This window comes from Streptomyces shinuiensis, assembly GCF_043660855.1.
In the GTDB taxonomy this organism is placed as follows: Bacteria; Actinomycetota; Actinomycetes; order Streptomycetales; family Streptomycetaceae; genus Streptomyces.
Genome location: NZ_JBIHML010000008.1, coordinates 1 through 22,024, shown reverse-complemented (window position 1 = coordinate 22,024; position 22,024 = coordinate 1). Strand labels below are relative to the sequence as shown.

Here is a 22,024-nt window from a genome sequence, read left to right as displayed (position 1 = left end):
CGAACCCGTGGCCTACGGCCCGGTGGGCTCCACGCTCGGCGCCGTATTCCCGGAGCCACGGAGATCGTGGGCGATGGCAGCGACGCGTTGTCCTGGGATGCCTCTAAGAACAGGCACCGCTGCCTCACGCGCGTGCCCGCTTCGCGAGAGGGAGCGCGGGAGGACAGGCTCTCCGTAGGCGCCCGAGGCGGTCAGCCGCAGGGCGGTGTCGATCAGGGGGACGTGGCTGAACGCCTGCGGGAAGTTGCCCACCTGGCGTCCCAGCCGGGAGTCCCACTCCTCCGCGAGCAGTCCCAGGTCGTTGCGGAGCGAGAGCAGCTTCTCGAAGAGCCGCCGTGCCTCCTCCACGCGGCCGATCATCGCCAGGTCGTCGGCCAGCCAGAAGGAGCAGGCCAGGAAGGCGCCCTCGTCGCCCTCCAGCCCGTCCAGCCCGGCGTGCTCGCCCGAGGTCGGGTAGCGCAGCACGAAGCCGTCCGGTGTGGACAGCTCGCGCTGGATGGCCTCGATGGTGCCGATGACCCGCTTGTCGTCCGGGGGCAGGAAGCCCACCTGCGGGATCAGCAGCAGGGAGGCGTCCAGCTCCTTGGACCCGTAGGACTGGGTGAAGGTGTTGCGCTCGGGGTCGTAGCCCTTCTCGCAGACGTCGCGGTGTATCTCGTCGCGCAGCGCGCGCCACCGCTCCAGCGGGCCGTCCGCGTCGCCGGACTCGATCAGGCGGATGGTGCGGTCCACCGCCGTCCAGGCCATGACCTTGGAGTGGACGAAGTGGCGGCGCGGGCCGCGCACCTCCCATATCCCCTCGTCCGGCTCCATCCAGTGCTGCTCGAGGTAGGTGATGAGTTTGGTCTGCAGGGAGGCGGCGGTCTCCTGAGGGCTCAGCCCTGCCTGGCGGGCCAGGTGCAGGGCCTCGATGACCTCGCCGTAGACGTCGAGCTGGAGCTGGGAGGCGGCGCCGTTGCCGACCCGCACCGGCTGGGAGTTCTCGTAGCCGGGCAGCCAGGACAGCTCCGTCTCGCCCAGCTCGCGCTCGCCGGCGATGCCGTACATGATCTGCAGGTTCTCCGGGTCCCCGGCGACCGCCCGCTGCAGCCAGGCCGCCCAGGCCAGCGCCTCGCTACGGTAGCCGGTGCGCAGCAGCGACGACAGGGTGATCGCCGCGTCGCGCAGCCAGGTGAAGCGGTAGTCCCAGTTGCGCACACCGCCGATGTGCTCGGGCAGCGAGGTGGTGGGGGCCGCGACGATGCCGCCGGTCGGCGCGTAGGTGAGCGCCTTGAGCGTGATCAGGGAGCGGACCACCGCCTCCCGGTAGGGGCCGTGGTAGGTGCACTGGCGCACCCAGTCGCGCCAGAAGTCCTCGGTCGCCGTCAGGGACGCCTCCGGCTCCGCCGGCGCCGGGGGAGCCTGGTGCGAGGGCTGCCAGCTGATGGTCATCGCCACCCGGTCGCCCGGCGCGACGGTGAAGTCGGCGTAGGTGGTCAGGTCCTCGCCGTAGGTGTCGGCCTCGGAGTCCACCCACACGGAGTCGGGGCCGGCGACGGCGACGGTGCGGCCGTCCACCTTGTGCACCCACGGCACCACCCAGCCGTAGGAGAACCGCATCCGCAGCGCCGAGCGCATCGGCACGCGGCCGCTGACGCCCTCCACGATGCGGATGAGCTGCGGCGCGTGGTGCTCGCGCGGCGGCATGAAGTCGATCACCCGCACCGTCCCGCGCGGGGTGTCCCACTCGGACTCCAGGACCAGGGAATCGCCCCGGTAGCGGCGGCGGCTGGCAGCCGGCGGCTCCTGGCCGGCGGGGTAGGCGGGCCCCAGGCGCCAGAAGCCGTGCTCCTCGGTGCCCAGGAGCCCGGCGAAGACGGCGTGCGAGTCGAACCGGGGCAGACACAGCCAGTCCACCGAGCCGTCCCGGCAGACCAGGGCGGCGGTCTGCATGTCCCCGATGAGTGCGTAATCCTCGATGCGCCCGGCCATGAAATGTCGTCCCGTTCGGTGCGGTGCGCTCCGGCCCAGCCGTGGGCGGGAACGCAGGATGGATGAGTGGTGCTGCGGCTCGGCCCGCAGGCGCGGGCAAAGGTGGTGCACGAGGGGCCGCGGCCTGTATGGGCCGCGCCCGGGGGGTCGGCTCAAGGAGGGGCATGTGGGGTGCCGTGGCGGTGCATGGCCGGCTACCTCTCTGCCGTCTCGTGCGGGAGGGAATGTCCGCCCGGCCTTGCAGGCCGGCTCGGCGGGGCGGACGCAACGGCGCGGACCAGGTGCCAGACGGTGTCCGTTTCGGTGGGGCCGGTGCCGCCGACGTGGTCGAGACGGGTGTGCAGCAGGGTGTCCGCGTTGTCTCCCTGCCGTTCCATCAAGCCGTGACAGGGGGTGGGGGCTGCCGGATGAATCACCCACCACCGGCGGTTCCCCTGCGGGCCGAGGGTGACGACGTGCGGTCGCCCCTCGCGCAGATCGCGGACGACCACTCCGGCCACCACGAGGTCGTCGAGCCAGCCTGCGACGGTGTTACAGGTTTCCGGGTCGAGTGCTGGCAGCACAGCCCGGACTCGAGTGCGGACCCAGCACAGTGCACGGCCGGGATACGCGTGGTCGTCCCCCACCCAACCGAACGCGCAGGGGACATCCCCTCGTCGCTGCCCGCGTGGCACCGGTAGACCCGCCCGCGCAGCTGGGATGACTGGGGGGCGCTGAGCAGGTCCGGTCGCCTGCCAGCGGACTGTGGCATCTGGCGGGTGACGCTCATGACTGGTGGGAGGAGGCGTCGGTGTCTGCTGCCGTACCCGACTGGTTCGCCGGGCCGAGTAGGCCCCAGGCGTGGCCCAAGCCGACCAGATGAGCGTCGGTGCTCGCGCCCGCCCTCTCCCGCAGGGACCGCAGGGCCGGCCTCACGTTCGCCAGTGGCACACCCGAGGCCGCGGCGATGCCGACGGTCTCGGAGCGTTCGGCGAGAGCCCGGAGCAGCTGCAGCTCGGCGCTGGTGAAGTCGGGTGCCGGCCGCTCCATCATGGGCGGATCAATCTGCCCGTTGGCGAGGACCACGTGGATCCTGGCCGCATGACTGGTGGTGTGCGTCTTCCACCCGATGCGGTTCAGGTGATCCGTCACCGTGGGGCGGCTCACTCCCAGCGTCTCGGCTGCCTGCCGGGGGGTGCTGCCGGCGGCGATCAGTGCGGCAACTTTCTGCTCGGTGGGCGTCAGGCGCCGGCGATCGGTGAGCGTGGTGAGCTTGGCGGGCATGAGGCATCTTCCTGGTGAATATGAAAGCGGCCGGGGAGCGAAGGCAGGAGTGGCGCCTGCCGACGGGCTCTGGCGGCCACGCCGGGACCGATCAGGAGGCGGGCTGCAGGGCACGGCGCAACTGGTACCGGCCGAGCTGACCCACCATCCAGCGCGTGGTTGGAGACCTCGCGGACGGCATCGGTGAGCACGGCCCGCACGCGGGGAACGGCCCCTTGAAGGCTTCAGGGTGCAGTGCAGGCGATCAGTGCACTGCAGCCCACCCGGACGACCTCACCGGCGTTGGTGACAAGCGGCGCGACGTACTCGGCGGCGAGGGTGGTGACGGTCTGCTCCATGATCAATAACCTCTATCGGTTCGTGCCTCCGATGCCCCGGAATCGGGCACCGGCAGAGGGGGCAAGCACCCGTGCCGCAGGCGGCTGCCAAGAAGACGAGATCGCCGCGCTCGGGCCTGACCAACAGTCAACCGGCGGGCACTTTCTGTCGCTACGGTGTGGGGAGGCGGATTGGTATATCGGGTATACGGGGACGGTCTCTATGGCCAAGCGCACACCGAACACCCAGCTCAAGCAGCTGATCACTGAGGCCGGGTGGACGTATGCGGCCCTCGCGAAGGCGGTGCGGGTGGTGGCCGCCGAGCACGGCGAGACGCTGCGGACGAACAAGTCCACCGTCGAGCACTGGCTGTCGGGGGCGGTCCCGGCCGGGAACACCGGCCGCCACCTCGCCCTGGCGTTGTCCCGGAAGCTGGGCCGCCTCCTCACCGAGGAAGACCTTGGCCTGCCGGACACGGGCGGGGAGGATGACGGCATCGGCCTGACTCTCGGGCCCGATCCGGTGGACGATCTGCTGGCGATGTGGAGGCACGAGTTGGAGCGGCGACACTTCCTGACCGCGTCCGCCTACTCGGTGGCCGCCGCCGCCCTGCCCGTCTCCCACGTGCGGGAGATGGCCGCCCGCACCGCAGCGGCCCGCACCGGCCGCACCGTCGGCATGGCCGAGGTCACCGCCGTGCGGGACATGGTGCGCGTGCTGTCGGAGATGGACGAGCGCCACGGCGGTCAGCACGGCCGCAGCGCCCTGGTCCGGTACCTGTACGACGACGTCGCGCCGCTGTGCCGGGGCCGGTTCCGCACCGAAGAAGCCCGCCGCCAGATGCTCTCGGCCGCCTCCCGGGGCGTGCACCTGCTGGGCTGGAAGGCCTATGACGCCGGACAGCAGGGCCTGGCCCAGCGCTACTACCTCCAGTCCTACGCCCTGGCCGCCGAGTCCGGCATCACCGGGCACGACGGGTTCGTGATGCGCACCATGGCCATGCAGGGCCTCAAGCTCCACCGGCCCGAGCACTGCCTGGCCCTGGCCGAGACGGGCCTGAACCGCGCCAAGGGCAAGGTGGGCGGCCAGACCGAAGCGCTCTTCCGTGTCGTCTACGCCCATACGCTGGCCAAAGCCGGGCAGGCCCGCCCCGCCCTCGCCGAGACCGACCGCGCTCGCGCCCTGCTGGCCGCCGGCGCGGACGCGGCGGACGAAGTGCCCTTCTGGGCGCTGGCCTGGGGACCGCCGGAGGCGTCGGTGCACTCGCGCACCGCGAAGGTCTTCGAGACTCTCGGCGACCACCACCGGGCCGCCTCGCAGTACGCCCGCGCCGCCGCATCCCGCCCGGCCGGCACCTACGCCCGCATCGTCGCCCTGGACCTGGTCGCCGAAGCCGAGATGCAGCTCAAGCAGGGACGGATCGAGCAGGCGTGCGCCACCTGGAATCAGGCGATGGACCACATGGACGGCGTGCAGTCCGCCCGCACCCGCAAGGCGATCAAGAACATACGTCGCAGCCTCAGCCGGTTCCGTGCCCGCGGCCTCCGCTGTGCCGCCGACCTCGACGACCGCGCAGCCGGGTTCCTGGCATCTCCCTGACCGCGGCGCCGGGGCCTATGGCCAAAGCTGCATTCCCGTGCTCGGCGCAGAGCTACACGCGGTACCAATCGAGGTCGGTGATGAGGACCTCGGGCCGTTCCAGCGGGCGCACTGCGTAGCGGATCCAGCCGTCAGGCAGGCCCATCACCCGGTCATAGAGGTCCTGGCGGTCCAGCGCGCGGCCTGTTCCGTAGGGGTTGGCCGCGATGCTGCGCATGACTTCTCCCAGGTGAGCCTGGGCTTGCGCCGGGAGCTGGGTGAACGCGGCGGCGGCTGCCTTGGTGAAACCGATCGGTGATGCCACGAGAAGTCAGCCTAGGCCGCTGAGGACCTCACTGGCCGGGATACAGTCGATCTCCTGGCCTTGCGCCCACTGCTGCCCATCCTGCCGGGCCTGGGAGGCGCGGGGGGAAGCGAGAGCCGCAGCGACCGCCCTGTACTCGGCGGTAATGCTCTGCAGGCGAGCGGTCAGCGTCCCGAGGTCCAAATCGCGGCGTGCCTCATCGAGCGCGGCGTTCCACGCGGTCCGGAACTCCTCGGCGTACTCGGCCGGGAGGGCTTCGTGGACCGAGGCGGCATCGTATGAGTGTGGGTCGTGCTCGAACGGCTGGGCACTCATGGCTGGACGGCCCCCTTGGCGGCTAGAGGGTAGGGCGGTGCTGAAGGGCGTGTGTGGCAGGCGCGCACCAGTACAGGTCCGCAGCGGATACGGACACATGCCTACCGTACGTGGTTTTGCCTTTTTCAGGGGAGCATCGCCGGTGTATTGCCTGCCTGCTGCGGGGGCGGGATCGAATCCGACGAGCGCGCGGCCAGCATCCTGTCTCCCCGTGGATCTTGGCGTCGGGATCCATGGCGGGAGTGATACGAGCCGACACCCCGGCGGTGCCGGCGCGCCGTCTCCGGTCTGTCTGGGCCGCGCCGTACGATCGAACCCGTGAGCGAAAGCGGGATCGATTTCCCTACGGATCTACTCCAGGCCGCCCGCCGGTTCCACCAGGCGAACGCGGAGCTGGAGGCGCTGGACCGCCCCCGTTTTGTGGAGGACTACCCCGAAGGCGTCGCCGAGACCGAGGCACGGCTGCGGGCACAGATGCGCGACCTCGCCGCAGCGCTGGCCACGCACCCGTTCTGGGACTCCTTCAGCGGCCCGGCCCGGGTCGCGGCCCGCACCGAGCTGAAGCAGCAGGCGAAGAAGGCGCTGGGGCAGCCCACCGGCTGAGCAGGCAGCCCGGAGCCCGGAGCTTGGCGAACCTTCCCCGAAGCGGCAGTTCCGGGCAGGCCGGGCGGCTACCGTGCCCTGCATGAGCACCACGGACTACGAGACCCTGGCCCGCGATCTGATCAGCCGCACCGAGGCGGCGGTGCACGACATCGCCACCCTGGCCGTGGACACCGGCGTCACCTTCCAGATCGAGGACATCGTGCAGAAAGTCGAGGACGGCCTCCCCGCCAGCTACCCGGCGCCCACCACAGGAGGCGTGACCAGGCGCGATGTGATCGCCGACATGGCGCGCGACATCCTGTCGGGTGCCATGTACGCGAACTGACTTCTTGCGGCCCGGCCCCGTGACGGTGGGGCCGGGCCACAGCCGGACGCGGACCGCTACACGGCCGCCGCGAGCTCTCGTAGGTGCTGGGGAGAGCTCGTTCCGGGAATCGGCGCGGTGTGGTGGCCGAGGGCCAGCAGCCACCCCAGCGCCTTGTCGGGAGACCCGGTGGTGGCCAGGGCTCCGGCGTCCAGCGGCCGGTAGGGCACGTAAGGGATGCCCTGCATCGCGCAGTAGACCAGGGCCGGGTCGTCCGGCTCGGCCAGGTTGAGGCAGTTCTGCACGGCCGCGATGCGCGCCACCGTGGAGGCGGCACGGATCTGGGCCACGGTGACCTTGGACAGGCCGATGTGCCCGATCTTTCCCTCGCTCTGGAGGTCCCGGAGTTCGCCGATCTGGTCTTCCAGGGGGACGGCGGGGTCGATGCGGTGGAGGTAGCACAGCTCCAGCCGCTCGACGCCCAGGCGCCGCAGGCTCATCTCGGCGGCCGCCCGCAGGTACTCGGGGCGGCCCAGCGGCTTCCACACGTTCGGGGCGGGGCGCACCATGCCGACCTTGGTGGCGATCAGCACGTGCTCGGGGTAGGGGCGCAGGGCGCGGGCGATGAGTTCTTCGACGGTGTGAGGGCCGTAGGCGTCAGCGGTGTCGAGGTGGCTGATGCCGTGGACGTGGACGGCTTCGCGCAGGACGCGGATGGCGCTGTCGGCGTCCGCGGGGCGCCCCCAGGTGCCGGGCCCGGCCAGGCGCATGGTGCCCAGGCCGAGCCGGGAGACGACGCGGCCGGCGAGGGCGATGGCGCCGCCCGGCACAGCGGCGGGAGTCCGGGTCACGCGGCGGCCTCCCGGGCGTCCACCAGGTCGAGGGCCGCGCGGACGGCGCGGTCGCGGGCCTCGTCGTCGTTGGTGACGGGCACGTGCGGCAGGGCGTGGGCCGCGAGGTAGGCGTGGATCTCGGTGTCCACCAGGGTCCGGTAGGTGGGTTCGTAGCCGTGGCCGGTCACCGGCTCGTCCGGGTCCAGCACGGTGGCCAGCAGGAGGTCGTACTTCGGGAGCCGGGTGGCGACCAGGGCGCCCAGCCGGTCCAGGACTTCCGGGGCCGGCTGTTCCTCACGGAACGTGAGCGCCGCAGTGTAGTAGGCCAGCGCGCCGGGGGCCGCCTGGTCGGCGAGGACCACCTCGCAGTCGATGGCGGCGGTCAGTTCCGCGGCGGCACCGGTGGTGATGATCCACTCGGTGGACAGCTCGGTGTGGCGCTGCATCTTCGGCAGGCCGAGCGCGGCGGCCTTCTTGCCCAGGCCGCCGACGCGGGCGACCGGGACGCCGTGGGCGCGCAGTTCCATCTCGATGCGGCGCATCAGCAGGGTCTTGCCGGTGGAGTGCGTACCGACGATGCCGATACGCACAGGGCGTTTCACCACAGGGTGGGCTCCTGTTCTCGTTGGGGCTCTCCGGGCAGGCCCGGGGGGACCGCCACGGCGGCCATGGCGTCCCAGGTCGGGTAGTGGCGGGCCAGCGCCAGCAGCAGCAGCGCGGTGGCGTAGGCGTCGAACGTGGCGCGGTGCCGCTGAGCGGGCGCGCCGGCCAGGTCCAGGCGCTCGTGCTCGATCAGGGCGTCGAGCGAGTGGCTGGGCAGGGCCGGGTAGGTGGCGCGGGCCAGGCGGAGGGTGTCCAGCACTCCGGCCGGCGCCCAGCCGGGCAGGTGCCGGGTGAGGACGCCGTGATCGACGTGCGCGTTGTGCGCGCAGATCCACGCACCGCCCAGCAGGGTCCGTGCCCGGTGGGCGACGGCCTGCCAGGGCGGGCAGTCGGCGAGGGATTGGTCGGTCAGGCCGTGGACGCGAGCGGCGAAGGGCGTCACCGGGCGGGGCGGGCAGACGAGCCAGTGCCCGGCCGTGCCGGTGTCCAGCCGCCCGTCCACGACGGGCAAGACGGCGGCCTCCACCAGATCGGGCGGGGTGGCGCCGTTGCCCTCCACATCAACGACCAGCAGGCGGGGCCAGGTGCTCGTGTCCATCGGTCCTCTTCTCTGCGTCGGTCCAGCCGATCTCGGCGCGGCCGTGGCGGCGGTAGCGGTGCGGCTTGGCGCGGTCGTGGACCTGGTAGCCGTGCCCGTGCTGCAGGAAGTACCGCGGCGGCTCGTCCAGGCCCTCCACGATGATGGCCCGGTCGGTGACCTCCACGGCGCCGATCGCGCCGAGTTCCCGCGCTTGGGCGGTGACGGCCGCGAGGTCGGGCTTGTGCCACGCGCCGGCGCACAGCGCGATCTGCGCCGGCGGGCAGATGTCGCACAGCTCGCGGATGCCGTAGTGGCCGTTGTAGTCGGCCTCGCCGTGGGCGTAGGCCACCGCGCAGGAGGTCTTGCGGAACAGCGGCCCCCACGGGGCATCGGAGTCGGCCGGGCGGTGGAAGCGGTCCAGGATCCGCTGCTCGGACTCCTGCGGCATGATCTTGCGGCGGGCGGTGTCCTCGTACGGCACCGGCAGGCCGTGCGCCGCGTAGTAGTCGGCGATCTCCTGGCGGAAGAACAGGCCGGTGAACACCGTGGCGTGCGCGTGCTGGGACAGCTCGAACGCCACGTCCAGGTGCGTGGAAGTGTCGTTCAGGCCGGGGACGATCGGCCGCCAGTACAGCACCGTGCGGTACCGCTCGGCGTGCTCGTACAGGGTCCGCAGGCTGGCCGCGGCGATCCGGGAGTCCACCGGCTCGATCCGCTCGTCGGTGATGCCGGAGTGGGTGACCAGCACCGTCAGCCGCAGGTTTTGGAAGGAGTTGAGGACCGCGCAGTCTTCGGGCTCGACGCGCCACCGGGTGATGATCAGGACGTGGTTGGTCAGGCCTTGCGCGTCCAGCAGCCGCAGCACGTTGAAGGTGTGCGGCTTGACCACCGGCAGCAGGGGGTCGGTGGCCCGGTTGAAGACCTGCAACGGGGTGCGGTGCGGCCGGAAGTACCGGTGCCCGACCAGCGCGGCTACCGCGTCCTCGTCGCTCATCAGGGCCCGCGGGGCCTTCATCTCGAAGTTGTCGAACAGGTGCCGCACGCAGTAGCCGCAGTCCAGCGGGCAGCCGACGACGTGATTCAGGGAGAGCCCGGACTTGCGGTACTCGACCGGGTCGGCCAGCCCCGGCTTGAGGCCAGCGACCTGCTCGGAGGTCAGGAGCGGCAGGGGTCGCCGGGCGCGGGTAGGAGTTGCCATCGTGGGAGTCCTCCAGGAGGTGAGGAAGCGGGACGGGGCGGTTCAGGGGCGCGGCTGGGGAGCGCCGACGCGTCGTGGGCCCGGCAGGGCGCCCGGCGGCGGGTCAAGGAGCCGGTACTGGTCGGCGCCGTACCACGTGCCGAAGTCCCGGCAGGTGGCCGCCGGATCGTCGGAGGAGTGGACCAGGTTCTCCACCAGGCGCCCGGCGGCGCGGGCCGCGGTGAGGCTGTCGGTGCCCAGGGCGCCGCGGATGGAGTCCGGCGCGGCCTGGGAGGGGTCGAAGTGGCCGAGCAGGGACCGCACCAGCGCCGGGGTGTCGGTCCCGGCCGGGCCGTGAGCGAGGGCGACGGTCACCCGTTTCCCGGCGTACATCTCCCGCAGGACGGCCGGAGTGTCCACGTCGTACCAGTCGCGGTCCACCAGCAAGTCCCAGTAGTGGACGAACACCTGCCAGTCGGCCACGACGACGTCCTGCCGTCCCGAGACCGGCACCACCGCGTCGATCCGCCCCAGCACCTCGTCCACCAGGCCGCGGCGGACGCAGTCGGGCTTGCACAGGACCACACTCCAACGAGACCAGTCGATCCCGGCGAGCACGCCGCCGCTCGTCCGCGGGCGCCGCTTCACCGGGCCGCTCCCGCCGCGTCCGGCATGCGCGTGGGCCACCGGCGGGCCACCAGCCACCGCAGCCCCGGATCGAGGGTCTGGAGCACGTCGGCGTCCACCGGGTCGGCCGTGCAGTACCGGATCTGCCGCTGCACCTCGAACACCAGCAGCACCTGCTGCCAGTACACATCCAGCCCCAGGGCGGCCACCTCGGCGGGCCCGTACTGCGCCTGGTTGGTGCGCAGCGCCTCCTCGTGCTCCAGCACGCGAGCCAGGGTGTCGAAGGTGGTGTCAGCCGGCATGGCCCGGAACGGCGGATGCTGCACCGCCGGCCGCCCAGGGCCAGCGGCTTCCGCGAGCACGGTCTGGGCGCGGTCGAAGTCGCGGTCGCCGATGTGCGCGGACCCGATGTGGTGGGTGTAGGCGCCCATCCGCAGCCCGAGCCGCACCGCCGCGAACTCCTGGATCATCGTGAAGGAGAACACGTCCGACAGCAGCCCGCGGTAGCAGTCGTTCGCCCGCATGTAGCACACCATGTGCAGGCGGCCCTCGCGGGCGAGCAGGTGCAGCGCCACCACACACGACACATCCGGGTTGCCCTTCACCGCCAGCTCCTCGGCGCCGAAGATCGGCAGCACGCCCCGCTTGCTGTCGGTCTCCTTGCCCAGCAGCCTGAGCACCTGGTCGAACGGCGCCATCGCCGCACCGGGCGGAGTGCGGAACATCCGCGTCCCGTACGCGGAGCCGACCAGCGTCCGGCCGTCTGGGGAGTACGCGGCGATCTGCGGCGCGTAGTAGGCCATCATCCCCAGGTCGTCCCGGCCAGCGAGATACCACAGCGCCTCGGCGAAGCAGAACGCCGGATTGGTCCGGCGGGCAGCCAGGTACGGCAGCCGCTCGCGCGGATTGGCGATCTGGAAGCTCAGCCCCAGGCACTCCCGGGCGGCGTTCTTGCGGGGTGCATTGCGGTACTCGTAGGTCCGGCTGATGTGGCCGAGAACGGCCAGGTAGGCCGCTTCCAAATGGGGGAACTGGTGCGGAGCTAACGTGTCCGGCACAGATGTCTCCTTGTCGGTCGGCAGAGCGGGAAGCCCGCGCGGGTGTGGTGCCGCCGCGGCGTCAGGGCCACGACAGGGAAAAGGGTCGGTGCCTGTCCCCGGCCGCAGGGTGTGGGAGAACCTGGAGAACAGGTGTCGCGGCCGGGGACAGGGGTCATGCGGCGGTGCTCGCCTGCCGGTTGCTCATGAGCCGGGACAGCTCCGTACGGTCGAGTTCCAGCATCACCGGCAGGTGGTCGGAGATGTCCTCCAGCTCGGGGTCCTCGATGCGGTCGCCGACCCAGTAGCCGCAGATGGCCGGTGCGAGCGGGCCGGTCACGTAGGCGCGGTCAACCCGGCGCAGGCCGCCCTGGTCGGGCCGGCGGTATCCGGCCGTCGGCGCCAGCGGATCCTTCTCCAGACGGAGGTGCTCGGCGGCCCAGGCAGCGGGGTCGATGTACCCGGCCGCGCGCAGGGTGCGGTCGGCCCGGTCATCGGTTGGGCGCTCTCCGCCTGCGAGCGGGTAGGTGCGGTGGGCGTAGAACGCCCGGTCGGTGACCTCATCCCAGTCCACGACGGTGCCGGCGGGCGCGTCGTTGAAGTCCCCCATGGCCACGGTGAGCCATCCGGGCTGCGCGAATCGGTTCAGGAACTCGGCCTCGATCAGCCGGGTGGTGGGCGAGTTGAAGGAGGCGTGGATGCAGAACAGGCTCAGGGCGCGGTCGCTGAGGGATCCGTCCGGACCGCGCAGGCGGACCGCGACGTTGGCCGGGGCATGCCCGAGTACCGCCGGGTGATCGAAGGCATCGGTCACCACGAACGCCGCGTCGCCGTCCTCGCGCACGAAGATCGCGTTGGCGTGGGACGAGCCGGGCCGGGGCTCGGCCACGTAGCCCGTGCCCCAGGGTTCCTGCAGGAGTTCTTCGTCGCCGGGGCGGAGTTCCTGCACGCACACCACGTCCGGTTCGGCGGGCAGTCTGCTGATCCAGCGCCTCGCCTCCTTTACGGCGCGGCCGTGCTCGATGTTCCACGACAGGATCCGGACGGGGTCGCTTCCGTGGCTCAGGCCGGTAGCGGGGCGGGACACAGGGGGCCTCCTTGCAGGTCCAAGGGCGGGTGCGGGTCGGGGTTTGGCAGGGTGTCGGCCGTGGCTTCCCTGTGCTCAAGGGGCGGCTGGCTGAGAACGCTCCGTGCCGGCTCCGCGCGGCTCGTCCGGTGCTCTGGTCCTCTCCCGGACCACGGCGGCGTGGGCGTGCGCGTGCCCTGTGGCGGGGAGGTGGCGGAGGTGCTCGGCGGCCCGCCACTGGGGGATCGGGACGATGCCCGGCGGGGTGGGCGCCCAGGGGTCCAGGAGTGCCCGGATGTGGTGGCGGGAGCGGGGCCGGTAGGTGATGCCGGCCTCGGCGTAGCAGCTGGTCAGGTCTCGCATCATCTGGGGAGCCGCGTCGGCGGTGGCGTGGGTGAGGGAGATGGCGCTCCCGGCGGGGAGCCACGCGCGCAACGTCTCCAGGACGGTCAGCGCCTCGTCGTCGGTGACCCAGGGCAGGACGTCGTGCAGCAGCACGCCGATCGGCTCGCTGCGGTTGAGGGCCTGGACGGCCGGGGCGCTCAGGAGCGCGTCCATCTCCCGGATGTCCGCGCGGAGGGCCGCAGTGCCGGGTTCCTCTGCCAGGACCATGTTGGCGTGGCCGTACACCACCGGGTCGCTGTCCACGTAGACCACCCGGGCCGTGCCGTGGACGGCCCGGGCGACCTCGTGCGGGGTCCGGTGGCCGTAGAGGCCGGCCGGCAGTCCGCATCCCAGGTCCAGGTACTGCCGGATGCCCAGGTCGGATGCCAGGGTGGCGACGGCACGGGGCCCGTGGTCGGCGTTGATCCTGATCATGTCCGGCAGCTCGGGAGCGATCTGGGCCAGGCGCTGAGCCAGGGCCCGGTCCGCCGCGTAGTTGTCGCTGCCGCCCAGCAGGTGGTCGAAGACCCGTGCCACGGAGGGCCGGGCGAAGTCGTTGGGCTGCCTGTTCATGGCCGTCGGCCTCGTTCCTCGTCGGCTGTATCCGCGGCGGAGGCCCGGACACCGGGTGAGGGCCCGCCGGTCGGTCCGGTTCGCGCGTCCTGGGCGGCCATGGCGTCGGCCGCCGCTTTGATCTGGTCGTAGGAGTCGCTGGCGGTGAGGTCCTCGCGCAGCTCCCGCAGCATCTGGCTCATGGTTCGGGCGTGCCGCGAGCGTGTGCTGTACCACGGGGTCAGGGAGTGCGCGGCGATCAGGCGGTGGCCGTGCACGACCAGCTCGGACACGTGGGTGTGGGAGGGAAGCCACCCGGCGCCGAACGGAACGACCCGGATGGTCGCGGCTCCTGATTCGATGATCTTCAGGAGGTGCCGGAGCTGTCCCGCCATCACCCGCGCCCCGCCGACCGGGGCCCGAAGCGCCTGCTCGTCCAAGAGGAGCGTCATCTCCTGCCCGCTCCCCGGCCCCGGCACGCCGGTCTCCACCGGCACCGGGGACGGCTCGATGCCGTCGAGGGAGGGCATCGACCACTCCGAGGTACGGACAGCCGCGTCGTAGGCGTCGGTCCGGTAGGGCTCGGGGATCGTCTGGAGGGTGTAGGTCATCACGGCCGTGGCCGCCCGGTGGCAGAGCGCATACCGCTCACTCGCGCCTGGGGCGATGTCCGCGAAGACGTCCCACGGCGCGCTGCGGAACGCCTTGTCGGCTGCCTTCTCCTCTCTCTCCCGCTCGCGCGGGTTCACCGGCGGCAGGTGCTGCTGGAAGTACGCGGAGAGCCTCCAGTCCGCCGCCCCGTAGGCGCGCAGCAGGCAGTCAACCGCGTCGCCGCGCAGCGGCGTTCTACCGTTCTCCAGGCGGCTGATGGTGGACCCGGTCGCGCGTAGCGCGTGGGCGGCCTCATACAGCGTCATCCGGGCGCTGCCGCGGAGGGCCTTGAGGTAGAGGCCGACGACGAGTTCCGCGGGCGAGCGATGGCCATGCCCGAGCGCGGGGCCGCACGGCCTGGCGGACGGCAGGACCGCCGGCACCTGCGATGAGGAGGCCGGGGCGGCGGACGGGTAGGTCACGCGGCCCTCCCGGTGGCGGGCGCCGAGGACGGTGAGGGCAGCGCGCAGCGCGTCCGCGTCGGTGCGGTCCGCCGCCCCCTGGCCGTGGCGGGGGACGGCCCAGGTGGGCGGGCGCCGATGGGGACTACCGCAGTCGGTGGTGTTCTCGGTGAGGGCCACGATCGCGGGCAGGCCGCGCAGGATCGTCGGCCGCGCCGGGAGCGAGGAGGACCTGCACGAGGTCGTGGTCGTGGCAGACCAGCACCGGGCCGACGCGGCCGCCGCGGCCGCGGACGGCGTTGACCGCCGCTGCTCCTTCCCGCATCCGCAGGTGGACGGAGGTGTAGGGGCCGGTCGCGGTGAACTCGCTCTCGCTGAGTAGGACGACCTCGGCCGGTGGTGGAGGGGCGTCGGCCGGAGTGGAGGCCGCGGCGGTCAGAGCCTCATCCGGGGTCTCGTGGATGGGGAAGACCTTGGTCAGGCTAGTGAGGCGCAGGACCTTGCGGACGTGGTCGCTGGGGACGATGCGCACGCTCCGGTCCGGCTGCGGCCGCACCTTCTTCACCGTGCCGACAAGCGCTCCCAGACCGGTGGAGTCGATGAAATCGACGCCCCGCATGTCGAGGATCAGGTCACCGGATTCCTGTTCGACCAGTGTCCACAGCCTTTTGCGGAGGGGAGGGCCCTCGTGGACCTCCAGGGAGCCGGTGACGGTGACGAGGGTGTGCGGGCCGTCGGTGCGCCAGGTGATGCTGGCGTAGTGGCTCAGCTCGGCGCGGTTGACGGTGTCCGGGGGCGTGGCGGGCTCGGCGGTCGGCATGGGAGGTCTTTCTGCTGCTGCGGTCGGGGATGGCGTTGGAGGGCGCGGGCTTGGTTGCGAAGAGGCGCTGTTCAGGGCGCTGGGAGTAGGTCCGGCACACGGTCCGTTGTGGCGAGGGCCGCTACGAACGCTCTGTTGCGCCGGCACCAGGTGGTCAGGTTGTCGCCCGGGGGCAGGCCGCCGGTGATGTGGCGGGGGGCGGGAACGAGCACGCCGCGCACCCGGCCGGGAACGATCAGTTCGAGCACTCGGTCCCACGCGTGGCGGCCTGCCATCGGCGTGTGCCAAGGGGCGGGTTCGCGTACCTCGTGGACGACCGTCCAGCCCTGTTGGTGGGCGTGGTCTCGCAGGGGCCACATCCCCGGCCACTCGCCGCCTTTGGTGCAGGCGTAGAGCACTACTCGGACCGGCCCCTTCGCCTGGACCTGGTGGTGGAAACGGTGGCCGTCCAGGATGCCGCTGCCATCACCCGTTGGCGCCGCGCTCATCGTGCCGCCTGGCGGGTGAGGTGGACGGGCAGGGTCTGGTGGCCGTTGGAGATGAACGACGGCAGCGGGCGCAACTCGTCGGGGGGCACGGCCAGGGTGAGGTCGGGGAAGCGGTCGAACAGGGCCGGCAGGGCGATGCGGGCTTCCAGGCGGGCCAGTTCGGCGCCCAGGCAGTAGTGGGGTCCGTGGCCGAAGGACAGGTGGTCGCGGCGGGTGGAGCGGGTGATGTCGAAGGTGTCGGCGCTCTCGCCGTGCAGACTCCGGTCGCGGCCGACGGCGGCGTAGCTGATGGCGAGGGGCTCGCCGGTACGGAAGTGGGTGCCGGTGGTCTCGTCGGTGATGTCCTCGGTGGGGAAGCGCATGATGATGTTGGCGATGGGCGGCTGGTGGCGCAGCATCTCCTCGACCGCGTCCTCCCATCGGGCCGAGCCGGCTCGGAGGGCGGCGAGCTGACCGGGGTGGGTGAGGAGATCGACGGTGCCGTGGGTGAGGAGGTTGACGGTGGTCTCGTGGCCGGCGCCGATGAGCAGCATGAGGCTGTCCAGCAGCTCCTGGTCTGAGAGCCGGGTGCCGGTCTCCTCGTCCCGGGCGCGGATCAGGTCGGTGGTGACGTCGTCGCCGGGCCGGGCCCGCTTGATCTCGACCAGTTCGGCCAGGAGCCGGTAGACCGCGCTGACGTTCTCCACCGCCTGCTGGGGGCTGAGGTTGGTGGCGAACAGGTTCCCGATGGTGTCGCGGAGCCCGTCGTGGAGGTCGGCGGGGACGCCGAGGGCGGTGTTGACCACGGTCAGCGGCAGGATCCACGCGAAGTGGCCGCGCAGGTCCACCGGCCCGCCGGTGTCGAGTACGGCGAGGCCGTCCAGCAGGTCGGCGGTGATCTCCTCGATGACCGGGGCCAGCGCGCGGATGCGGCGGGCGCTGAAGGACGGGGCGATCAGGCGCCGCAGCCGGGTGTGCTCCTCACCGTGGGCGGTCAGGGCGTTGCGGGCATCCACCCAGGTCCGCAGCGGCCAGTCCTCGGGCAGCGTGGGGTAGGCGGGCCAGTGCCGGTGGGCGTCCTTGGAGACCTGGGGGTGGGTGAGCAGCCGTTTGATCAGGCCGGGGTCGGTGACCAGCCGCGCGGTGATGCCTCCCGGCAGCTCTACCAGCGGCGCCGGGCCGGCGGCGCGCAGGGCGGCGGTCTCGGCGTGGATGTCGGCCGCGTCGGGGTCGAGGCGGTAAGGGCAGCCGGGCGTGGGCGTGGTGGGTTGGATGCTCATGAGGTGCCTCCCGGGGCGGGTGCGGTGGAGGGGGCGACGGGCGGGAAGGTCACGGGCAGGGCCGCCCAGCCGGAGTGGAAGGTGCCGGGGCGGCGGGTGAGCTGGTCGGCGGGCACGGCCAGGTCCAGGCCGGGCAGGCGGTCCAGCAGGTGCTCGACGGCGGTTTCGGCGATGACGCGGGCCAGGTTCGGGGCCGGGCAGCCGCGCACCCCGGCGCTGAACGCCAGGTGGGCGCGGTTCCCGGACCGCTGGCGGGGGCCGATGCCCAGCGCGGGGTCGGTGTTGGCGGCGGCGAAGGAGACGAGGATGGGGACGCCCGGCTCCAGGCGGACACCGCGGTAGGTCTCCGGCTCCCGCGCGTACAGCGGGCAGTAGGTGGCCACCGGCGGGTCCGTCCACAGCACGTGGTCCAGCGCGTCGGGCACCGGCCGTACACCGCTGAAGACGTCTCCGCTGAACTCTTCGTCGCTGATCATCAGCAGTGTGGCGTTGGCGATGAGATTGGTCGTGGGAGTGGTGCCGGCGCCGATGACGAGCAGGACTTGCTGGGCCATCTCCGCGTCCGTCAGGGCGGCGGGGTGGGCCAGCAGCCAGGAGGTCACGTCCGCTCCGGGCCGGCGGCGCTTGAGGTCGGCCAACTCCAGGCAAGCGGCCCCCAGCTCGGCGTTGATGGCGGCGGCGTCGGCGGCGGTGTCGAACAGCGCGGCGATGGCCCGCACGATCCTCATGCCCAGCTCGGGCGGGCAGCCGAACAGGGAGATGAGGGTCTGCATGGGCAGCGGGTCGGCGTAGTCGGTCATCAGATCGCCATGACCCTGGGCGGCGATGCGGTCGATGAGGGTGTCGGCGATGCGGGCGACGGTGGCGGCCAGGGCGTGGGTGTCCACCCGGGCCAGGCTGCCGGTGATGGCGCCGCGCAGCCGGGCATGCTCCACCCCGTCCTTCCACAACGCGTTGTCGCGGGGCTGCATCATCATCAGCGCCGGGCTGTCGGGAGGGATCTGTCCGTCGCGCAGCGCCCGCCAGTGCTGGGCGGGGTCCTTGGCGAACTTGCCCGGGGTGTTGCGCAGCAGGTGGAGGGCGGCGTCGTAGGTGACGGCCAGGTAGCCGTGGACGCCGGGGGCGATCTCCACCGGGGCGATCGGCCCGGTCTCTCGCAGTCGTGCGTAGGTGGCGCGGGGGTCGGCGCTGAAGGCCGGGCCGTGGATCGGCAGCGGCCACACCGCGGCGGACACGGCCCGGTCACTGCGGTGGGGGCAGCCGGCGGGCGGCCCGGAGACGTCGAAGGTGTGCGGGGTGGTCATCGGGCGGGCTCCGGGGTGGGCTTGAGCAGGTGGGACACCAGGCCGATCAGGGCGGTGAGGGAGCTGGTGCGGTCGCGGGCATCGCACAGCAGCAGCGGGGTGTGCTCCTCCAGGTCCATCGCGCCGCGCAGTTGGTCTTCTCCGTAGTGAGGGGCGTCGGGGAACTGGTTGACGGCCACCACGTACGGCAGACCGAGCTGCTCCAGCCGGTCCATGACGGGGAAGCCATCGGCCAGGCGGCGGGTGTCCACCAGCACCAGCGCGCCCAGCGCGCCGTAGGCCAGGTCGGTCAGCAGGGGCCAGAACCGCTCCTGGCCGGGCGCCCCGAACAGATACAGCACGAGCCTGTCGCTCAGCGCGGTACGGCCGAAGTCCATCGCCACGGTGGTGCGTTCCTTGTCCGGCAGGCCCGCCAGATCGTCGGTGCCGACGGAGGCGGCGGTCATCGTCTCCTCGGTCCGCAGCGGCTCGATGTCCGACACCGCCCCGACCAGGGTGGTCTTGCCGACCCCGAAACCGCCGGCGACCAGGATCTTCACGGTCGTCTCGTCACCGCGCAGATGAGTGGCGGCCGGTTCAGAGCTGTGCGCGGAGTCCAGCAAGGACGGCCTCCAACAGGTCTCGGTCAGGGCCATCGGCGAGGGGCCCCGAGGGGGTGAGGATGGTGGACTGGGTGGTGATGTGGCCGTGCTCCATCAGCTCCGACAGCAGCACCCGCAGAACACTGATCGGCAGGCCCAGGTGGTGGCCGATCTCGGCCACCGACAGCGCCCCGGACCCCAGCAGGTCCAGCACCCGGCACTGTTCGGGGCCCAGCTCGGCGCGCGACAGGCCCCGCGCGCCGCGCACCACCAGCGTGATGTGGTCGAAATGGTTACGGCTAGGAGCGAACCGGCCGCCGGTGACCACATACGGCCGCACCAGCCCCGTATTCCGGTCCCGCCGGGGCGGGGTCATGACCGCGGGTCCGCTGCGCTCCGGGCGCCCACGCCCATCACGCGGCCGATCCGGTCAACCGTCTTCTGCGCGGTGTAGGACAGGGCCCCGACGTCGGCCTCCCGGCTGGCGGCCACCACCAGATAGGTGTCCTCTCCAGCGGCCATGCCCACCAGGTAGCCGTCCCCGTACTGAATCAGGGTCAACTCCAGAGGACTGTCGGAGCAGTCGGCGAACGCCGCCCCCTCCCGGCTCAGGGACAGCAGCCCCGACGCGGCGGCGGCCATCGTGTCGGCCAGGTCCCGCTCCACGCCCTCGGAGGTGGTCACCACCAGGCCATCCCGGGAGAGCAGCACGGCGCGCAGGACACCCGGCAGCGCCTTGACCAGCTCCTCGTCCAGAATGAGACCGAGGTCCGCGGACTTGTCGTGTGCGTTCATTGCGTGGTGTTCCCTTCATCGGTAAGCGAGGCGGGCGAGTCCGAGGAGCTGTCCTGGGCGGCGCGGCGGCCCCGGGCAAATGCCCCGAGCGTCTCGCCCGCCCCGGTGGGGGGCTGCATGACCGGACGCTGCGGCCGTACCGGTCCGGCGGCATGCCGGGCCCGGCGCCGACGCTGCGGCAGACCGTCGGGACGCTCCGGGACCGGCACGGGAGCCTGAGGGATTTCGGCCGGCGGAGTGCCGGGAGCGGCCGGCGGCGGGGACGGCCGGGCCTGCCGGGCGGCGGAGGTCACCAGCCGGTCGTTGGGCAGGTAGACCACGGCCCGCACCCCGCCGTAGGCGGACTCCTGGTCCGCGCTGATCCGGAACCCGTACCGGGCCGCGAGCACACCGGCCACCGGGATCCCGAAGCGGGGAGGGTTGGGCATCTGCGTCAGCAGCACCGGCGCCTGGCCCGACAGCCGCGCCGCCACCCGCGTCCTCTCCTCGGGTGTGAGGCCGATCCCGGCGTCCTCGATGACGATCGTGACCCCGTTGTGGCCGGTGGTGAACGCCACCTGGACATGGGTGCTGGGGCTGGAGTGGCGGGCGGCGTTGTCCAGCAGCTCGGCCAGCGCGAGGATCACCGCCTCGACCGCCTGACTGCTCACCAGAACCGGCGGCTCGCCAGTGACCCTGACGCGCTGGTAGTCCCGGATGCGGGAGACCGCGCCGCGCACCACGTCCAGCAGCGGGGAGTCCTCGCGCTGCCGACCGGGCCAGGACCCGGCCAGGACCGAGATGACCTGCACGCGGCGGCCGAGCTGACTGGCGGTGTGGTCGATCCGGCTGACGTCCTCCAGCACCTTCGGGTCGTCGTGCCGCTCCAGCATCGCCCAGACCGCCGCCTGGACCTCCTGGACCAGAGCGGCCATCGACCGCGAGGTGGTCGCCACCGCCGCCCGCGCCGCGTCCTCCGCCCGCCGGGCGGCCTGCTCGGGCACCTCGCCGAACGTCGCGAGCACCGCGTCCACCGCGGCGACGAACCGGGTGCCCTCCAGCTCCGGATGCAGCAGCCCGGGCACCTCACGGCTCTGGCTGTCCCACAGTCCCGCCACCATGGCCGGCACCCGCTCGCGGGCCAGGTGCCACACCTCGCCCTCGGCCAGCCCCAGCATGCGGCTGAGTCGCTTCACATCGGCGGCGTGCTGCCGCTCCAGGCGGCGCCGGGCCAGAGTCAGCCGTATCAGCGCCACCACCGCGGCGGCGAGAAGGACGGCCAGCACCACGGCCGTCACCAGGAGATTCATCAAGGTCCTCACGAAGCTGGGGTCGGATGGGAGGCCGCCGGGGAGCGAGCGGTGTCCGTGCCGTGGGCCACGGGGGAAGCCGCACGGTCCGGGGGCGCATCGCGCCCCGGCGGCCGGTCTCGGGAAGAGCCGCTGTTCAGGGCACGGCGGCGATGGCGGCCCACGCGGCAGGCGCGGACAGCCCCAGGTGGCCGATCAGGTGGTCGGGCAGCCACGCCCCGGTCGGGGCGATGCCGGGCTCCAGCAGTTCCAGCCCGCCCAGGAGATCGGCGACCTCCTGCCGGGTGCGGTGCCACAGGGGTAGGCCTTCGGCAGCGCACAGCATGGCCTCGTGCCGGGCGTCCTGGGGCCGCAGATCCGCGGCTGGGTGCGTGACGGATACACAGCTCCCAGGCGGCAGCCAGCCCCGCAGCGCGCCGAGCAGCGCGGCGACCGCATCGTCGCCGAGCAAGTGCAGCACCGCGTGCACCAATACCCCCACCGGCCGGCCCGGGACGAGGACCTCGGCAGCTTCGGGCGAGGACAGCACCGTCTCCGTCTGCCGGATGTCGGCCAGCAGGTGCGCGGTCACCGCAGGCCGTTGCGCGGTCATCAGGGCTCGGGCGTGGGCGATGACATGAGGGTCGTGATCGACGTATAGAACCCGCACGCCGGGATGCCGGGCGGCGGCCGTCTCATGCAGGCTCTCCCCGTACGGCAGGCCGCACCCCAGGTCGAGGAACTGATCGATGCCCCGGTCGGCCATGAGCCGGACGGCTCGATGACCGAAGGATCGGTTGATCTGCGCGGCCGTCTCCAGCCCCGGCGCGACCGCCAACAGCTCCGCGGCGAGGCGCCGGTCGCACTCGTAGTGGTCCTTCCCGCCCAGCAGGCGGTTGGACAGGCGGGCCGAACTGG

General features: G+C 72.2%; 25 protein-coding genes and 1 pseudogene. 3 read left to right on the top strand and 23 right to left on the bottom strand.

Going from position 1 to position 22,024, the window contains the following annotated elements; genetic code table 11:
• Positions 1-174: 174 nt before the first annotated feature.
• The 3 genes and pseudogenes from ACGRHY_RS30160 to ACGRHY_RS30150 form a co-directional block, all read right to left on the bottom strand.
• Positions 175-1,971, bottom strand: a pseudogene (locus ACGRHY_RS30160) (glycoside hydrolase family 15 protein); the annotation flags it as partial.
• Positions 1,972-2,165: 194 nt separating this feature from the next.
• The gene (locus ACGRHY_RS30155) at positions 2,166-2,534 is read right to left on the bottom strand and encodes a hypothetical protein (RefSeq protein ID WP_394638849.1); all 369 of its coding nucleotides are present in this window, start codon (positions 2,532-2,534) and stop codon (positions 2,166-2,168) included.
• A gap of 202 nt (positions 2,535-2,736) precedes the next feature.
• Positions 2,737-3,234, bottom strand: coding sequence for a LuxR C-terminal-related transcriptional regulator (locus ACGRHY_RS30150; protein ID WP_394638848.1), 498 nt, complete (start codon positions 3,232-3,234; stop codon positions 2,737-2,739).
• Positions 3,235-3,774: 540 nt separating this feature from the next.
• On the opposite strand from ACGRHY_RS30150, the gene ACGRHY_RS30145 reads away from it, so the two are divergent.
• Positions 3,775-5,151 (top strand): NsdA family TPR-like regulatory protein, encoded by a 1,377-nt coding sequence (locus ACGRHY_RS30145; protein ID WP_394638847.1) that lies wholly within the window; start codon positions 3,775-3,777, stop codon positions 5,149-5,151.
• A gap of 52 nt (positions 5,152-5,203) precedes the next feature.
• Here the strand turns inward: ACGRHY_RS30145 and ACGRHY_RS30140 are convergent, their stop codons facing one another.
• Together ACGRHY_RS30140 and ACGRHY_RS30135 are read right to left on the bottom strand one after the other, a co-directional pair.
• Positions 5,204-5,455 (bottom strand): hypothetical protein, encoded by a 252-nt coding sequence (locus ACGRHY_RS30140; protein ID WP_394638846.1) that lies wholly within the window; start codon positions 5,453-5,455, stop codon positions 5,204-5,206.
• Between the two features lie 6 nt (positions 5,456-5,461).
• Positions 5,462-5,770 carry a DUF6247 family protein gene (locus ACGRHY_RS30135; RefSeq protein ID WP_394638845.1) on the bottom strand — a complete coding sequence of 103 codons (309 nt, stop codon included), beginning with the start codon at positions 5,768-5,770 and terminating at the stop codon, positions 5,462-5,464.
• A gap of 318 nt (positions 5,771-6,088) precedes the next feature.
• Here ACGRHY_RS30135 and ACGRHY_RS30130 point away from each other — a divergent pair, with 318 nt between their 5' ends.
• On the top strand, positions 6,089-6,373 hold the full coding sequence (locus tag ACGRHY_RS30130; RefSeq protein WP_394638844.1) for a DUF8825 domain-containing protein: 285 nt from the start codon (positions 6,089-6,091) through the stop codon (positions 6,371-6,373).
• An 82-nt stretch (positions 6,374-6,455) separates the two neighbouring features.
• Positions 6,456-6,701 carry a hypothetical protein gene (locus tag ACGRHY_RS30125; protein ID WP_394638843.1) on the top strand — a complete coding sequence of 82 codons (246 nt, stop codon included), beginning with the start codon at positions 6,456-6,458 and terminating at the stop codon, positions 6,699-6,701.
• Positions 6,702-6,757: 56 nt separating this feature from the next.
• On the opposite strand, the gene ACGRHY_RS30120 is transcribed toward ACGRHY_RS30125, so the two are convergent.
• The 18 genes from ACGRHY_RS30120 to ACGRHY_RS30035 form a co-directional block, all read right to left on the bottom strand.
• The gene (locus ACGRHY_RS30120; RefSeq protein ID WP_394638842.1) at positions 6,758-7,531 is read right to left on the bottom strand and encodes an aldo/keto reductase; all 774 of its coding nucleotides are present in this window, start codon (positions 7,529-7,531) and stop codon (positions 6,758-6,760) included.
• Positions 7,528-8,115 (bottom strand): hypothetical protein, encoded by a 588-nt coding sequence (locus tag ACGRHY_RS30115; RefSeq protein WP_394638841.1) that lies wholly within the window; start codon positions 8,113-8,115, stop codon positions 7,528-7,530. The genes ACGRHY_RS30120 and ACGRHY_RS30115 overlap by 4 nt, the downstream gene beginning before the upstream one ends.
• Positions 8,112-8,714 carry a 3'-5' exonuclease gene (locus tag ACGRHY_RS30110; protein WP_394638840.1) on the bottom strand — a complete coding sequence of 201 codons (603 nt, stop codon included), beginning with the start codon at positions 8,712-8,714 and terminating at the stop codon, positions 8,112-8,114. Before ACGRHY_RS30110 ends, ACGRHY_RS30115 begins: the two co-directional genes overlap by 4 nt.
• A complete protein-coding gene (locus ACGRHY_RS30105) occupies positions 8,677-9,894 on the bottom strand; it encodes a radical SAM protein (protein WP_394638334.1) in 1,218 nt (405 codons plus the stop codon). The genes ACGRHY_RS30110 and ACGRHY_RS30105 overlap by 38 nt, the downstream gene beginning before the upstream one ends.
• Before the next feature lie 42 nt (positions 9,895-9,936).
• Entirely contained in the window at positions 9,937-10,521 is a 585-nt protein-coding gene (locus tag ACGRHY_RS30100; RefSeq protein WP_394638839.1) for a nucleoside-diphosphate kinase, read from the bottom strand.
• Positions 10,518-11,558: a thymidylate synthase gene (locus tag ACGRHY_RS30095; RefSeq protein ID WP_394638403.1), complete on the bottom strand. Its 1,041-nt coding sequence runs from the start codon at positions 11,556-11,558 to the stop codon at positions 10,518-10,520. The genes ACGRHY_RS30100 and ACGRHY_RS30095 overlap by 4 nt, the downstream gene beginning before the upstream one ends.
• A gap of 154 nt (positions 11,559-11,712) precedes the next feature.
• Positions 11,713-12,624, bottom strand: coding sequence for an endonuclease/exonuclease/phosphatase family protein (locus tag ACGRHY_RS30090; RefSeq protein WP_394638332.1), 912 nt, complete (start codon positions 12,622-12,624; stop codon positions 11,713-11,715).
• Positions 12,625-12,699: 75 nt separating this feature from the next.
• On the bottom strand, positions 12,700-13,560 hold the full coding sequence (locus ACGRHY_RS30085) for an SAM-dependent methyltransferase (RefSeq protein ID WP_394638838.1): 861 nt from the start codon (positions 13,558-13,560) through the stop codon (positions 12,700-12,702).
• A complete protein-coding gene (locus ACGRHY_RS30080) occupies positions 13,557-14,771 on the bottom strand; it encodes a Scr1 family TA system antitoxin-like transcriptional regulator (protein WP_394638837.1) in 1,215 nt (404 codons plus the stop codon). The genes ACGRHY_RS30085 and ACGRHY_RS30080 overlap by 4 nt, the downstream gene beginning before the upstream one ends.
• Positions 14,737-15,411 carry an STAS domain-containing protein gene (locus tag ACGRHY_RS30075; RefSeq protein WP_394638836.1) on the bottom strand — a complete coding sequence of 225 codons (675 nt, stop codon included), beginning with the start codon at positions 15,409-15,411 and terminating at the stop codon, positions 14,737-14,739. The genes ACGRHY_RS30080 and ACGRHY_RS30075 overlap by 35 nt, the downstream gene beginning before the upstream one ends.
• A 71-nt stretch (positions 15,412-15,482) precedes the next feature.
• Complete coding sequence (locus ACGRHY_RS30070; RefSeq protein WP_394638408.1) at positions 15,483-15,899, bottom strand: hypothetical protein; 417 nt, start codon at positions 15,897-15,899, stop codon at positions 15,483-15,485.
• On the bottom strand, positions 15,896-17,158 hold the full coding sequence (locus ACGRHY_RS30065; protein WP_394638835.1) for a cytochrome P450 family protein: 1,263 nt from the start codon (positions 17,156-17,158) through the stop codon (positions 15,896-15,898). The genes ACGRHY_RS30070 and ACGRHY_RS30065 overlap by 4 nt, the downstream gene beginning before the upstream one ends.
• Positions 17,155-18,462 (bottom strand): cytochrome P450 family protein, encoded by a 1,308-nt coding sequence (locus tag ACGRHY_RS30060; protein ID WP_394638834.1) that lies wholly within the window; start codon positions 18,460-18,462, stop codon positions 17,155-17,157. The genes ACGRHY_RS30065 and ACGRHY_RS30060 overlap by 4 nt, the downstream gene beginning before the upstream one ends.
• Positions 18,459-19,061 (bottom strand): GTP-binding protein, encoded by a 603-nt coding sequence (locus tag ACGRHY_RS30055; RefSeq protein WP_394638340.1) that lies wholly within the window; start codon positions 19,059-19,061, stop codon positions 18,459-18,461. The genes ACGRHY_RS30060 and ACGRHY_RS30055 overlap by 4 nt, the downstream gene beginning before the upstream one ends.
• Positions 19,039-19,419: a DUF742 domain-containing protein gene (locus ACGRHY_RS30050; RefSeq protein ID WP_394638325.1), complete on the bottom strand. Its 381-nt coding sequence runs from the start codon at positions 19,417-19,419 to the stop codon at positions 19,039-19,041. Before ACGRHY_RS30050 ends, ACGRHY_RS30055 begins: the two co-directional genes overlap by 23 nt.
• Positions 19,416-19,838, bottom strand: a complete 423-nt coding sequence (locus ACGRHY_RS30045) for a roadblock/LC7 domain-containing protein (RefSeq protein ID WP_394638324.1) — start codon at positions 19,836-19,838, stop codon at positions 19,416-19,418. Before ACGRHY_RS30045 ends, ACGRHY_RS30050 begins: the two co-directional genes overlap by 4 nt.
• Positions 19,835-21,127: an ATP-binding protein gene (locus tag ACGRHY_RS30040; RefSeq protein ID WP_394638833.1), complete on the bottom strand. Its 1,293-nt coding sequence runs from the start codon at positions 21,125-21,127 to the stop codon at positions 19,835-19,837. The genes ACGRHY_RS30045 and ACGRHY_RS30040 overlap by 4 nt, the downstream gene beginning before the upstream one ends.
• A gap of 136 nt (positions 21,128-21,263) precedes the next feature.
• Positions 21,264-22,024: SAM-dependent methyltransferase (locus ACGRHY_RS30035; RefSeq protein ID WP_394638832.1), on the bottom strand; the 761-nt coding region annotated here is incomplete at its 5' end.